General features: G+C 68.9%; 9 protein-coding genes and 1 riboswitch. Of the genes, 1 reads left to right on the top strand and 8 read right to left on the bottom strand.

Features of this window, described 5'->3' with window-relative positions:
• Positions 1–112: 112 nt before the first annotated feature.
• Positions 113–298, bottom strand: a riboswitch (cobalamin riboswitch).
• A gap of 111 nt (positions 299–409) precedes the next feature.
• The 3 genes from LZ586_RS03650 to LZ586_RS03645 all read right to left on the bottom strand — a co-directional run bounded on the left by LZ586_RS03650 (position 410) and on the right by LZ586_RS03645 (position 2,334).
• Positions 410–721, bottom strand: coding sequence for a hypothetical protein (locus LZ586_RS03650; protein ID WP_235078327.1), 312 nt, complete (start codon positions 719–721; stop codon positions 410–412).
• A gap of 98 nt (positions 722–819) precedes the next feature.
• Positions 820–951 carry a hypothetical protein gene (locus LZ586_RS18100; RefSeq protein WP_261346032.1) on the bottom strand — a complete coding sequence of 44 codons (132 nt, stop codon included), beginning with the start codon at positions 949–951 and terminating at the stop codon, positions 820–822.
• A 78-nt stretch (positions 952–1,029) separates the two neighbouring features.
• Positions 1,030–2,334 (bottom strand): cobyrinate a,c-diamide synthase, encoded by a 1,305-nt coding sequence (locus LZ586_RS03645; protein ID WP_235078326.1) that lies wholly within the window; start codon positions 2,332–2,334, stop codon positions 1,030–1,032.
• Positions 2,335–2,436: 102 nt separating this feature from the next.
• Here LZ586_RS03645 and LZ586_RS03640 point away from each other — a divergent pair, with 102 nt between their 5' ends.
• Positions 2,437–4,809: a hypothetical protein gene (locus LZ586_RS03640; RefSeq protein ID WP_235078325.1), complete on the top strand. Its 2,373-nt coding sequence runs from the start codon at positions 2,437–2,439 to the stop codon at positions 4,807–4,809.
• Between the two features lie 926 nt (positions 4,810–5,735).
• Here the strand turns inward: LZ586_RS03640 and paoC are convergent.
• The 5 genes from paoC to LZ586_RS03615 form a co-directional block, all read right to left on the bottom strand.
• Positions 5,736–7,955 carry an aldehyde oxidoreductase molybdenum-binding subunit PaoC gene (gene paoC, locus LZ586_RS03635; protein WP_235078324.1) on the bottom strand — a complete coding sequence of 740 codons (2,220 nt, stop codon included), beginning with the start codon at positions 7,953–7,955 and terminating at the stop codon, positions 5,736–5,738.
• Positions 7,956–7,959: 4 nt separating this feature from the next.
• Entirely contained in the window at positions 7,960–8,910 is a 951-nt protein-coding gene (locus LZ586_RS03630; protein ID WP_235078323.1) for an FAD binding domain-containing protein, read from the bottom strand.
• Entirely contained in the window at positions 8,907–9,554 is a 648-nt protein-coding gene (gene paoA / locus LZ586_RS03625; protein WP_235078322.1) for an aldehyde dehydrogenase iron-sulfur subunit PaoA, read from the bottom strand. Before paoA ends, LZ586_RS03630 begins: the two co-directional genes overlap by 4 nt.
• 65 nt (positions 9,555–9,619) lie before the next feature.
• Entirely contained in the window at positions 9,620–12,703 is a 3,084-nt protein-coding gene (locus tag LZ586_RS03620) for a TRCF domain-containing protein (RefSeq protein WP_235079725.1), read from the bottom strand.
• A 285-nt stretch (positions 12,704–12,988) separates the two neighbouring features.
• A complete protein-coding gene (locus LZ586_RS03615) occupies positions 12,989–13,621 on the bottom strand; it encodes a TetR/AcrR family transcriptional regulator (protein WP_235078321.1) in 633 nt (210 codons plus the stop codon).
• Positions 13,622–13,636 lie beyond the last annotated feature (15 nt).

Below are 13,636 nucleotides of genomic sequence, written 5' to 3'. Positions count from 1 at the left end.
GCGCCTCCGCCCCCGCGCACACGCAGGTCGGCGATATCGTCACGCTGGGCTGGGCCGCTCCGCACGCTGGCGGATCGAACCGTTCCCGTCCGCTCGGCGCACCCTGGCCGGACGAAGGACGACTGCGTCAGGCAGGTCTCCTGGCTCACGGGTCAATGCCGGTCCGCGCCGCCTTCTCAGGTCTCGCGACCCAATGGCATGTGGCGCGGCGGCTCGCCGCTTACAGTTGCAGGGGCAGCCGGGGTTTTCCCGTTCCCTTTTCATCCCCTCTCGGGGAACCTGTCGCGATCGCGCCTCTAGGCGCGTCGCCACGCTCGGTCAACGGGATCCCTGAACAGGAGCAGCCGCCGCGGTTTGATCACCGATACCCCGGCCCATTTCGGGGCGAACTGACCTCGCAATGGGCCGTTCAAGCCTCCGCTTTTGCTCCGAAAGCCAGCGCTTCTGCCGACCCGAGTTCCTGCTCGCCGGCGAATAGTCGATCCAGGCGAGCCTTGATGTCGCGCCGATAGTCCATGCAGGAAATCGCACGCGGCGCTGCGACTGACACTTCATCGGCGATCGCTGTCTTGATGCGGTCGAGCGCCGGTTCGTCCAGCACCTTGGCACGCTGCAGCTCGATGCACAGCTGCACCAGTCCGACGGCGGTTGCGTGCGCGCGCAGCCCGACGTTAGTCACTTCGAAATGCAGCTTTTTCTGCTTCTCGTAGCTGGTGTTCATGTTCCTCTCCTTTATCTTGGGCGAACCGCCAAGTCCGCACTTTGACATACGGTCAGGGGAGAGGAAATATCCGAGGTTTGAGGGGAGCGACCGGTTAATCAGCCCGCCGTTGCAGCATAGTACACGTTGTATCCCACGAAGATTGCCAGGATGATCGCCAGGACGAGCGCGGCAATCCAGCCCATGCCCCTGCGCGCCCGCGGATCGTTAGGTCCCATATTCCCATCCATCGTCGTCGATCCCTCAACTCACTGTCTCGCTGTCGAAGACGCTCGGCGCTCTGGATCGTTGCGCACGACGGATGCCCGTCAGCCGATGACGTGGAAGAAGGTGCCGGTAACGAAACCTCGCCTGTGGCCGGCCGGCGGCAGGACATTTGCCTCGCCGTCGGTCATCGCCGCCAAGCTGCCAGGTTCGCCGCCGCAGATCGTCGCGTGGTGATATTCATGGCCCCAGCAGCGCGCGCCTGCATCGGCAAAGGGCATCGTGTCGGTCCATGTCGCTCGCCGATAGCCGAGATGCAGCTTGCGCGCCGCGAAGCTCGTCTCGACCGGCAGGAGGCCGGCCATCGCGTGCACCGTGCCCGCAGCGTCGGTCAGCGCTCGACCCAGCACCATATAGCCGCCGCACTCTCCATGCACCGGCCGCGTCTCGGCAAAGTGGCGAAGTCCCTTCAGGAAGCGGACGTTGCTTGCCAGTTTGCCGGCGTTCAGTTCGGGATAGCCGCCGGGCAGCCAACACGCGTCGCAATCCTCCCGTGGCGCTTCATCGGCCAGGGGGGAGAAGGGGAGTATCTCTGCGCCTTCCCGGTGCCATGCGTCCAGCAGGTGCGGGTACATGAAGGCGAAGGCCGCATCCTGCGCCAAGGCGATACGCTGTCCGGGCGGGCGGATCGTCGTGGGCTGGAGCGGCGCGTCCGCAGTCGTTGCGGCGGCCGCGCGGATCGCGTGAAGGTCGCAATGCGCCTCGACCACGTCGGCGAAGCCGTCCAGCCGCGCCGCCAGTTCAGCTGTCTCGCTTGCCTGTACCAGCCCCAGGTGTCGGGAGGGTAGCGCAAGGCGGGGATCGGTGGGAATCATGCCGAGCACCGGGATTCCCGTCGCCGCGAAACCCGCTTCCACCATGCGGCGATGCCGGTCGCTTGCCACGCGATTGGCGATCGCCCCGGCGATACGGGGGGCATCCGGCATTCTGGCCAGCCCCAGCGCTACCGCCGCCACGCTCTGCGCCGCGCCGCTCGCGTCTAGGACAAGCAGCACCGGCCAGCCCAGCGCGCGGGCGACGCTGGCGCTGCTGCCCGAGCGCGTGGGGGTGGCAAGCCCGTCATAGAGCCCCATCGCCCCTTCGCCGATTATCAGCGAAGCACGCCGCGCCGCTTCGGCGGCCAGCCCCGCGAGAACCGGCGGCGCGAGTGCGAAGCCGTCGAGGTTTACCGATGCGCGTCCGGTGGCGGCGGCGTGGAAGGCGGGATCGATATAGTCCGGGCCGCACTTCACTCCGGCGACCGCCACGCCCGCCCGGGCGAAGGCGCGCTGCAGGCCGGCGGTCACCACCGTCTTGCCGGCGCCGGACCGCGCCGCAGACACGATCAGCCCGGGGGCGAGTACTTCCATTTGGGTTTTCATGACGCTCTTGTTGACGGTGAGGAGGTTGTTTCGGCGCTTCGCATGGTTCGGGCACTTGATCCATCGGGGGGATCAAGCATTAGGGGAGGCATGACCCTGGCAACCATCCTGCCGCGCCTGTTGCGGAGCGGCGCGGGCTTGGCGCTGAGCCTCGCACCGATTGTGAGCTATCCCGCCCAAGCCGCTGATCCTGCACCTTTCGACCTGCCCGGGCCAGGCCTGCGCATGACCGTCACCCGCGCCGGCGTGACGTTGCCGATCGCACAAGTGCCCGACCTGGCGGCCGGCGACCGGATCGCCGTCCAGGCCGAATTGCCCGACGATCAGCGCGCGCGCTTCCTGCTGGTATCCGCGTTTTTGAGCGGCGCGACCAATCCGCCGCCCAAAAAATGGATCAATTCCGCCGAAACCTGGAAGAAAAAGGACAAGGATCGCGCGCTTTCGCTCACCGTCCCGGCGGGCGCGAAGCAACTGATCCTGTTCCTGATCCCCGAAACCGGCGGCGCGTCCGGCACGATCGAGGACGCGGTGCGCGGCAAGCCCGGCGAGTTCGTCCGGGCGACGCAGTCGATCAACCAGGCGTCGCTCGACCGGTCGCGGCTCAATGCCTTCATCGCTGCGATCCGCGCACAGGAAAACAGCCACCCGGAGTTCCTCAAGACCCTGGCGCCGACGCTGGCGCGCAGCCTGGCGATCAAGCTCAACGCAGACTGTCTCGCCAAGGTCGTCGAGTTCCAGGCGGCGTGCCTGCTCGAAGATCGTGAATCGCTGGTCCTGGCCGACGTGCACAGCAGTTCGGTAGCCGAGACGTTGGCCGGCGCGCCGACCGACCTGGCGCTGCAGCTCAGCTACACCCGCGAAGGTGGCCTGGGCTATTACAGCCCCTATATCGCCGTGGTCCGCGACATTGCGCGCGTGTTCGGGGCGTTCAGCAACCCGCAGTTCAATTATCTGCCAGCGCTCAGCCTGCGCGACGGCGAGCGGGTGTCGCTGGTGCTGAACAGCGCCCCCTCATTCGCGAAACCCAAGTCGGTGCTGGTGGCATCGATGCCGGCGATCGGCAGCGACAGTCCGCCGCGGCTGCGCGCCACCAGCGACGCCCCGATCTGCGGCGCCAACCCGAACCTGGTGCTGGCCGTCGAGGGCGCGCCGCTGATCTATTCGACCGAATATGCCCGCAACATGGTGCTGCGCGTGAACGGTGCCGAAGTGCCGGTCGAAGCGCGTGCAGAGCGCGGCGGCTTCATCCTCAAGAGCGCCTTGAGCGGGCTGACCGGAAGTGTCGAGGGGCGCTTGCAGGGCCTATGGGGCTATCAGACGTTTTCCGGTCCCGTCTTCAAGCTTCAGTTTCCAACCGGCGAAGCCTGGAAACCGCGGGAGGAAGCAACCAGCCTGGTTGTCGGCCGCGAGAATGCGTTGGCCCTGATGGGCTCGGCCCCGGCCTGTGTGTCGAGCGTCACCATGCGGATCGGCGACGCCGCCGCACAGCCGGTGCCATTCGTTGCCGATGGCGACAAGGGCCTGGCGCTCACCCTGCCGCTCAAGGATGCGCGCGCCGGCGACGTGACGCTGGAGATCCGGCAGATCGGCCAGACGGCGCCCGCCACGCTGACGCTGCGCGCCTATCGCCAGGCGAGCAAGGTCTCCGAACTGACGCTGCATGCCGGCGACCGCTGGGCGACGCTGAGCGGCCAGCGGCTGGATCTGGTCGCGGGCATCCAGATTGGCGGGCTTGCGCTCAAGCCCGATGGACTGACCCGCGAAGGCGATGCCGACCGGCTGCGGCTGGCGGGCGAGGGGGATGCGCCGGCGCCCGGCGAGGCAAATGCCCGCGTCACGCTGAGCGACGGGCGGTCGCTCACCCTGCCGGTGACGGTCCGTGCTCCGCGGGTCCGGGTCGCGCTGATCGGCAAGAGCGTGGTTGCCAAGGATGCGGCCGCAGCCCGCCGCATCGCCGCGCCCGAGGAGATGCTTCCGGACACCTCGCGGATGGTGTTTTCGCTTCGCGCGACCGGCGGCAGCCTGTCAGCGAACGACGCGGTGGAGATTGCCGGGGCAGGAGGGCAGCCGGTTCGCCTGACCGCCGGAGCCGGCCTTCAATTGCAGGGGACGGACGTGCTGGTCGCCACGTTCGATCCGTCCACGCTAGGGCCTTCGGCGTTCGGGCCGCTGCGGTTCCGGCTGGTCCGCGAGAACGAGGCGAGCGACTGGCAGCCGCTGACGGTGCTCGCCCGCCTGCCGAAGGTGGACGGCGTCGCGTGCAAGCAGGAGGTGTGCACGCTGTCCGGGCAGTCGCTGTTCCTGATCGACAGCGTTTCGGCAACGCCCGGTTTCGAGAAGCCGGTCGAGGTGCCGCAGGGGTTTACGGCGGGCACGCTGAAGGTGCCTGCGCCGCAGGGGGGCAAGCTGTACCTGAAGCTGCATGATGCGCCCGGGCAGGTGGTGATGCTGAGCGCCAGTTGATCCGGCGCGCTCGCCTCTCTTCTTGGAGGAGGGGTTGAGTGTGGTGCGCGCGTGTGCCCGCGAGACCTCATGGACCGTCGCTCGTGGAGAATACCCCTCCGTCACGCTGCGCGTGCCACCTCCCCCTCCGGGGGAGGATTGTGGTTGGCCCTCCCGCCGCGAAGATGACGCGCAGTCGTAGTCCGCCAAAATAATCCTCCCCTGCAAGGGGAGGGGGACCGCGCCCGCAGGGCGTGGTGGAGGGGTATCCCGCTCTCGATGGCGTGATACCCCTCCGTCAGCGCTTTGCGCTGCCACCTCCCCTTGCAGGGGAGGATTGTGGTTAGCGTCGTGCCAGGATGATCAAGGATTGGTCGGCAACTAATCCTCCCCCGGAGGGGGAGGGGGACCGCGCGATGATAGTCGCGTGGTGGAGGGGTATTCACCTCATGGGCCGTCGCTCGTGGAGAATACCCCTCCGTCGCGCTGCGCGCGCCACCTCCCCCTCCGGGGGAGGATTGTGGTGGTCGCCTAGCCGCGAAGATGATGCGCAAGCGCAGCCGCCAAAATAATCCTCCCCTGCAAGGGGAGGGGGACCGCGCCCGCAGGGAGGGTGGAGGGATACGTCCTCCGGCGGCGTCAGCCGCCCTTCAATTGGCGAGCAGCGTGGCAAGCGGTGCAGATCGAGGGCCGCTCGCGCGGCGAGCATCACTCTCTGCGCCTCTGCGCCTCTGCGCGAACCTCTTCTTCTTCTAGCCTGGCTCCGCGCCTTTGCTTGAAATCCTCTGGCGGCGCGTGCGTGGCCCCTTGTGTCAAGAAGAAGAAGCGGGATCCCGGCTCAAGGCCGGGATGACGGGGGGGGCAGGATGACGGGGGTCGGGATGACGGGGGGGCGGGGGTGCAGCACTTCTCCGGATGCGGGTGAGGCGCTGCGACCGGTGTGGGCTTCAAGCCACCGCCGGCAACCGCGCCAGATGCTTGTCCAGCGTGATCGGATAGTCCCGAACCCGAACCCCCGTCGCATTGTAGATCGCGTTCGCCACGGCCGCGCCCACGCCGCACAGCCCGAGCTCGCCGACGCCCTTGGCCTTCATCGGCGACGACATCGGATCCACTTCGTCGAGGAAGATCACCTCCTGGTGCGGGATGTCGGCATGGACCGGCACTTCATAGCCGGCCAGATCGTGGTTCACGAAGAAGCCGAAGCGCTTGTCGACCGCCAGCTCCTCCATGATCGCCGCGCCGACGCCCATCGTCATCGCGCCGATCACCTGGCTGCGCGCCGATTTGGGGTTCAGGATCCGCCCCGCCGCGCACACCGCCAGCATCCGCCGCACGCGGATCTCGCCGGTGAAGCTGTCGACCGCGGCCTCGACGAAATGCCCGGCAAAGGTCGATTGCTGATATTTCTTGCCCAGATCGCCATATTCGATCGAATCCTCGGCCACCAGTTCGCCGCCCTGCGCGGCATCGCCCAGCCTGGCGCTGCGATTGCCCGCGCGGACCTGGCCATCGGCGAACACCGCATCGGCCGAATTGAAGCCCAGCTTCGCCGCCACGCTCTCGCGCAGCTTGATGCAGGCGGCATAGACGCCGGCGGTCGAATTGTTCGCGCCCCATTGGCCGCCCGAGCCTGCCGAGGCCGGCATGTCCGAATCGCCGAGCCGCACCACGACATGGTCGAGCGGCACGCCCATCATCTCCGCCGCGGTCTGCGCCAGGATGGTGTAGCTGCCGGTGCCGATGTCGGTCATGTCGGTCTCGACCGTCACGACGCCGCGCCCGTCGAGCCGCACCCGCGCCGCCGACTTCATCAGCAGATTGTTGCGGAAGCCCGCGGCCACGCCCATGCCGACCAGCCAGCGCCCGTCGCGCACCTGTCCGGGCTTGGGATTGCGCCTGCTCCAGCCGAAGCGCTCGGCCCCCAGCTTCAAACATTCGTTGAGCTGGCGCTGCGAATAGCGGCGCTCGGGCTTTTCGGGATCGACCTGGGTATCGTTGACGATGCGGAACGCCACCGGGTCCATCTCCAGCTTCTCGGCCATCTCGTCCATCGCCACTTCGAGCGCCATCATTCCCGGCGCTTCGCCCGGCGCGCGCATCGCATTGCCTTCGGGCAAGTCGAGCACCGCCAGCCGCATCGCGGTCATCCGGTTCTCGCCGGCATAGAGCAGCCGGGTCTGCGACACTGCCGTCTCCGGCCCGCCGCCGGGCAAGTCGCCCGAAGTGCTTTCATGCGCGATCGCAGTGATCCGGCCATCGGGCGTGGCGCCCAGGCGGATGCGCTGGATCGTCGCGGGACGATGCGTGGTGTTGTTGGCGATCAGCGGGCGCTGCAATGCCAGCTTGACCGGGCGGCCCGCCGCCTTGGCGCCCAGCGCGGCCATCACCGCGTCGGCGCGGACGAACAGCTTGCCGCCGAAGCCGCCGCCCACATAGGGCGAATCCAGCCGGACGTTGGCCGCCGGGATGCCCAGCGTCTTGGCGACGTCGCCCTTGCTCCAGGCGATCATCTGGTTCGAGGTCCACAGCGTCAATTTGTCGCCATTCCACGCGGCGATCGTCGCATGCGGCTCCATCATCGCATGGCTGTGATCCGGGGTGGTGTAAGTCGCGTCGAGCGTCACCGGCGCCGAGGCGAAGGCGCCGTCGAAATTGCCGATGCGCGCGATCGGCGGGGCCGCGCTGCCCTCGCCGCTATTCTCGCCGTCCAGCGGCGCCCTTTTGGCTTCCTCGGCCAGGTCGAAGCGGCCCGCGGCACGGGCATAGTCGACCCGCACCAGCTGCGCGGCGGCGCGCGCCTGTTCGAAGGTCTCGGCCACCACCACGGCGACGGCCTGGTGATAATGCTCGATCTCGGGGCCGCCGAGCAGCTTGGCGGTGTTGTTCTTGCCCTTGCCCAGCTTGCCGGCATTCTCCGCCGTCACGATGGCGAGCACGCCCGGCGCGGCCTTGGCCTCGCGCAGGTCCATCGATTTGATCCGGCCCTTGGCGATCGCCGATCCGACGATATAGCCATAGGCCTGATTGGCGACGACATCGTGCCGCTCATAGGCATAAGGCGCGCGGCCGGTGGTCTTGAGCGGCCCGTCGATCCGGTCGACGGGCTTGCCCACCACCTTGAGCTGGTCGATCGGATTGGGGCCTGCGGGTGTATCGAACTTCATCGGATCAGCCCTTCGCTTCGTGCATCACCGCGGCGAGCGTGCGCTCGACCAGCGGGACCTTGAACGCATTGTCGTGCGTCGGACGCGCGCCGGCCATCAGCCCGGCGGCGACGGCCCTGGAGCCCTGGCGCATGCTCGCCTCGGCCGCTTCGACGCGCCACGGCTTGTGCGCCACCCCGCCCACCGCGACGCGGCCGCTGCCGTCCTTCTGGATCACTGCGGCGACCGAGACGACGGCAAAGGCGTAGGACGCGCGATCGCGCACCTTGTGATAGAAATGCTGCCCGCCGATCGGCTTGGGCAGGGTGACGCCGGTGATCAGCTCGCCCGGCGCCAGCACCGTATCGAGATGCGGCGCATCGCCCGGCAGGCGGTGGAACTCGGCGATCGGGATCGCGCGGGCGGCGCCGGTGGCGTTCACCGTCTCCACCGTGGCGTCGAGCACGCGCATCGCGACGGCCATGTCGCTGGGGTTGGTGGCGATGCACGCGTCGCTCACGCCGATCACCGCCAGCGGACGGCTATAGCCGCCGATCGCCGCGCAGCCCGAGCCGGGGCGGCGCTTGTTGCACGGCTGGTTGGTGTCGTAGAAATAGGGGCAGCGGGTGCGCTGGAGCAGATTGCCCGCAGTCGTCGCCTTGTTGCGCAGCTGGCCCGATGCGCCGGCCAGCAAGGCGCGCGAGAGCACGGCATAGTCCTTGCGCACGCGCTTGTCGGCGGCAAGATCGGTGTTGCGCACCAGCGCGCCGATGCGCAGCCTGCCCTCGGCAGTCTTCTCGATCGTGTCCAGGCCCAGCCCGTTGACGTCGATCAGATGGCGCGGCGCTTCGATCTGGAGCTTCATCAGGTCGAGCAGGTTGGTCCCGCCGGCGATGAACTTGGCGTCGGGCGTCCGCGCTGCCGCGGCTGCGGCCGCGGTGGGGGAGGCGGCGCGCTCATAGGTAAAGGGCTTCATGCCTTCTTCCTTCCTGCCGCGACTTCGCTGATCGCCTCGGCGATGTTCGAATAGGCGCCGCAGCGGCAGATATTGCCGCTCATCCGCTCGCGGATTTCCAAATTGGTCGCCGTCTGGCGGCCCTCCAGATCCTGGCTGACATGGCTGGGGATGCCGGCCTTGATCTCGTCGAGCACTGCCACCGCCGAGCAGATCTGCCCGGGCGTGCAATAGCCGCATTGATAGCCGTCATGCTTGACGAAGGCGGCCTGCATCGGGTGCAGCTTGTCCGGCGTGCCCAGGCCCTCGATCGTGGTGATCTTGTCGCCCTGGTGCATCACCGCCAGGCTCAGGCAGCTGTTGATCCGCCGCCCGTCGACGATCACCGTGCACGCGCCGCACTGGCCGTGGTCGCAGCCCTTCTTCGATCCGGTCAGGTGCAGATGCTCGCGCAGTGCGTCGAGCAAGGTGGTGCGGGTGTCGACCTCCAGCTCGCGGGGCTTGCCGTTCACGTCGAAGGCGACGCGCATCAGGCTCGGCTGGTCCTGCGGGGGGAGCGACATCGTCTGGGCCTCTGCTGTGGGGATGGCAGTCGCCGCCGCTGACGCCGCGCCGGTGATCAGCAGGCCGCGACGACTCATTTCAAGCTCGCCGGCTTCGGGCATGCTGAGTCCTTCCATATTGATTTGGGTTCGTCATACCGCCTTGCGCGCGCAGCGAACAGTCTGGTTCAGCTTGCCAATTCGGCCAGCAACGCTTCGACACGCTGCAATCGTGCCGCGGGTTCCTCGATCGCCTCGGCGAGCAGCAGCCGGCCGTTCTTCTCGGCCAGGCCATGCGCCTGCGGGTCGCCTTCGAAGCTGCCATCGGGGGTGAAGGCCAGCGCCGCCGGCCCCGCGTCGACGCGGCGGATCCCGGCCGATCGCGCCAGCAGCCGCGTCCGCGCGAGCGTGACCAGCGTCTGGGCTTCCTCGGGAAGCTCGCCGAAGCGGTCTTCCAGCTCGGCCTCGAAGCTGTCCATCCCGGCGATCGTGTCGATCCGGGCGAGGCGGGCATACAGCGTGACGCGCAGTTCCTCCTCGGGCACCCAATCATCGGGCAGCCGGCCGTGAAGGCCCAGATTGAGCTGCGCGGTCCAGCGCTCGACATCCTCGCCGCGGGTGCGGCGCACGGCGATCTCCAGCAGATGCTGGTACAGGTCGATGCCGATCAGCTTCATGTGCCCGGCCTGCGCCTCGCCCAGCAAGTCGCCGGCGCCGCGCATGTCGAGATCGCGCGCGCTGATCGCGAAGCCCGCGCCCAGCCGGTCGAACGCCTGGAGGGTGCGCAGCCGCGTGAGCGTGCGCGGCGCGATCTCGGTGTCGGGATCGGTCACCAGCAGCACCTGTCCCCGCCGGCTCCCGCGCCCGACCCGCCCGCGCAGCTGGTGGAGCTGCGACAGCCCGAAGCGGTCGGCGCGCCACACCACCATCGTGTTCGCGCGCGGCACGTCGAGTCCGGCCTCGATGATGTTGGTCGCCAGCAGCACGTCGCCTTCGCCATTGGCGAAGCCGACCATCACGCCGTCCAGATCCTGCGCCGCCAACTTGCCGTGCGCGTCGAGCACCTTGAGCTCGGGCACCAGCTTGGCCAGCCGCTCGGCGAGCGGCGCCATGTCCTCGATCCGCGGCACCACCACGAAGCTCTGCCCGCCGCGGCTCTTCTCGCGCAGCAGCGCGGTGCGCAGCACCTGCGGGTCGAAGCCCATCACCGAGGTGCGGATCGGCTGGCGGCGGGCAGGGGGCGTCGCGATCACCGAAAGCTGCTGGAGTCCGACCAGCGCGCTCTGCAGCGTCCGCGGGATCGGCGTCGCGCTCAGCGTCAGCACGTGGCCGCCGCCCATCTCGCGCAGCCGGTTCTTGTCCGCCGCGCCGAAGCGCTGCTCCTCGTCGATCACGACGAGCGCCAGGTCCTTATACTCGACGCCCTTGCCCGCCACTGCGCCGGTGCCGATCACCACGCCCACCGATCCGTCGGCGAGCCCGGCCTTCACCGCCTTCTTCTCCGCCGGGCTCGACAGCCGCGACAACCCGGCCACGGCGATCCCGGTCCCCTCGAAGCGCCGCGTGAAGCTCTCCAGATGCTGCCGCGCCAGCACCGTGGTCGGCGCCGCCACTGCCACCTGCCTGCCCGCCAGCGCCGCCAGCGCCGCCGCGCGCAGCGCCACTTCGGTCTTGCCATAGCCGACGTCGCCGATCACCAGCCGGTCCATCGGCCTGCCCGAGGCGAGATCGTCGCGCACTGCCTGGATCGCCCGCGCCTGGTCCGGCGTCTCGATGAACGGAAACCCGCTGGCGAAGCGCTCGTATAGCGCCGGATCGGGATCGAGCGCCGGCGCGGTCCGCTGCGCGCGCTCCTCGGTCAGGGCCAGCAGCGCCCGCGCGCTTTCCTCCACGGCCTCGTTGATCGCCCCGCGCCTTTTCTGCCAGCTCGATCCGTCGAGCCGGTCCAGCGTCACTGCGTCCTCGTCCGCGCCATAGCGCCAGATCCGGTCGGCCTCGGTCACCGGCACCAGCCGCCGCCCGTCCTCGGCATAGCGCAGCTGGATCGCGTCGCCCGCGGGCTCGCCCTCGGCAACCGGGAGCGGCGCCAGCCCCTCGACCACGCCGATGCCGTGATCCTCATGCACCACCACGTCGCCGACGCGGATGTCGCCCAGGTCGAACAGCTCGGCGCCCGACGCCGCCGAATGGCCGTCGTCCAGCTTGGCGCGGCTGCCCAGCAGATCCCCCGCCGCGATGGCCGTCACGCCCTCCACGCGGAAGCCGCGCTCGACCGGCATCGTCAAGGTGACCAGGCTGCCCTCGGCGGCTTGCGCAACGTCGGCCCAGCGCGTCGCCTCGATCGCCTCGCCGCCCAGCACCTTGAGCACTCGCCGCTTGAGGAAGCGCAGATCGCGCGTGCTGCCCAGCAGCGCCACGCGGTCGCCTTCCGCCATCGCCGCCCGCGCCACCTTGGCGAAGGCGCGCATCGGCGTGCGGCTCTCGACGAACCGCGCCGGCGGCTCGCCACCCTCGGCCAGCGCCAGCATCGCGCGTTCTGCCAGCGCTTCGGTCCAGCGGGCTTCGTCGCACACGCGCCGCGCCGAGCCCGGCCGCTGCCGCTCGGCATCCGCCGCCAGCGCCAGGAAGCGCCTGCGCCGCTTGTCGGCCTCGGGCTCCATCGCCACGGCGGCGCCCGGAACGTGATCGAGCAGCGACACCGGATCCTCCAGCTCGGGCTCGTTCACGCGGCCCAGCTCCAGCCGCTCGGCCTCGCCGGTGGTGAGCTGAGTCGCGGCGTCATAGGGCCGCACCCAGGCGACGTGCCCGTCCTGCGCCTCGATGCGATAGGGTAGCCCGGCATCGGCGGGGAACACGTCGATCACTTGCCCGCGCAGCGCGACTTCGCCGGGTTCGTCGACGCGTTCGTCATGGATATAGCCGATCTCGACCAGCGTCTCGGCAAAGGCGGCCAGGTCGATCGCCTGGCCGGTCTCGACCAGCGGCGGCGCAGTGTCGAAGGCGAGCGGCGCGGGATAGAGCCGCCCGGCCGCTTCGCCGGTGCTGATCAGCGCCACGCGCTGCTGCGCCGCCAGCGCGACCCGCAGCCGCCGCAGCGCCGCGACGCGCTGGCCGACATTGGCGGGGGAGGCCGGCGCGCTGTCGCCCGGAAGCGCATCGCTGCCGGGGCAGAAGATCACCGCCGCCTCGGGCATGGCGGCGCTCAACGCCCGCTCGACGGCCCCGGCACGCGCCTCGTCTGGGGCCAGGAACACAACATCGCCGTCCCGCATCGCCTCGGCCAGCCGCACGGCGATCTCGCCGATACCCAATTCACCGCTCACGTCACTCAGCCCCCGCGCTAGCTCAAGCCCAGCCGAACGAGCACCATCGCCGGACGTTCCGGCACGGCGACCGTGCGGGGCTCGCAACAATCCTCCCCCGGAGGGGGAGGGGGACCAGCGAAGCTGGTGGAGGGGTATTGTCCGCGAGCGATGATCCATGAGGAGACTACCCCTCCGTCACTCTGCGCGTGCCACCTCCCCCTCCGGGGGAGGATTGCAAGCGGCGCTCCCCAGCTAAACCCCGAAGGCCCGCAAGAACACTTCCACCGCGCGCTGGGCTTCGGTTTCGATTCGCTCGGGTGTCGCCGCATCCTGTCCCCAGAGCATCCGCTGGTGCAGACCGCCCGTGCACAATGCGGTCATTACCCGTGCCGCGTCGGCAGGATCCTCGTCGCGCAACTGGCCGGCGGCCATCGCCGCCGCGATGAACTCCGTCAGCAACTGCCGGGTACGCTGCGGCGCGCGCCGGTAGAAGATGTCGCCGACTTCCGGCGCTCTTCCGACTTCGGACGCGACCAGCCGATGGAGGCGCAGCGCGTCGGGAGAGGTGATCTTGGTCAGGAACCCGCGTGCGAATTCCACCAGCGTTGCCCGCACGTCGTCGGACGGTTTCAGCAAATCGGTCAGCTGCTGGCGATAGGCGCGGGTCGCTTCATCCAGCACGGCGGAAAACAGGTCTTCCTTGCTGGGAAAATAGCCCCACAACGTCGCCTTCGAGCCACCAAGCTCGGCGGCGATCGCCGACATCGACGTTCCCGAATAGCCATTCTCAAGGAAGGTCCGCTTGGCGACGCAGAGGATCGCAAGCCGGCGATCCTGCTTGCGTGCCTCACGCTTGGATGGGCTGGGCGGAACATTGTCGGACATAGCTGTACTATAGGG

Source organism: Sphingomonas sp. S2-65, from assembly GCF_021513175.1.
GTDB lineage: Bacteria > Pseudomonadota > Alphaproteobacteria > Sphingomonadales > Sphingomonadaceae > Sphingomonas.
Note: the sequence above shows the minus strand (reverse complement) of the source record. Positions and strands in the feature narration are given on the sequence as shown.

Bases quoted from the DNA above. Each gene is read 5' to 3' on its own strand.
- LZ586_RS03630 (WP_235078323.1), bottom strand. From the start codon at position 8,910: ATGAAGCCCTTTACCTATGAGCGCGCCGCCTCCCCCACCGCGGCCGCA.
- LZ586_RS18100 (WP_261346032.1), bottom strand. From the start codon at position 951: ATGGATGGGAATATGGGACCTAACGATCCGCGGGCGCGCAGGGGCATG.
- LZ586_RS03620 (WP_235079725.1), bottom strand. From the start codon at position 12,703: ATGCGGGACGGCGATGTTGTGTTCCTGGCCCCAGACGAGGCGCGTGCC.
- LZ586_RS03645 (WP_235078326.1), bottom strand. From the start codon at position 2,334: ATGGAAGTACTCGCCCCCGGGCTGATCGTGTCTGCGGCGCGGTCCGGC.
- paoC (WP_235078324.1), bottom strand. From the start codon at position 7,955: ATGAAGTTCGATACACCCGCAGGCCCCAATCCGATCGACCAGCTCAAG.
- LZ586_RS03640 (WP_235078325.1), top strand. From the start codon at position 2,437: ATGACCCTGGCAACCATCCTGCCGCGCCTGTTGCGGAGCGGCGCGGGC.
- paoA (WP_235078322.1), bottom strand. From the start codon at position 9,554: ATGCCCGAAGCCGGCGAGCTTGAAATGAGTCGTCGCGGCCTGCTGATC.
- LZ586_RS03650 (WP_235078327.1), bottom strand. From the start codon at position 721: ATGAACACCAGCTACGAGAAGCAGAAAAAGCTGCATTTCGAAGTGACT.
- LZ586_RS03615 (WP_235078321.1), bottom strand. From the start codon at position 13,621: ATGTCCGACAATGTTCCGCCCAGCCCATCCAAGCGTGAGGCACGCAAG.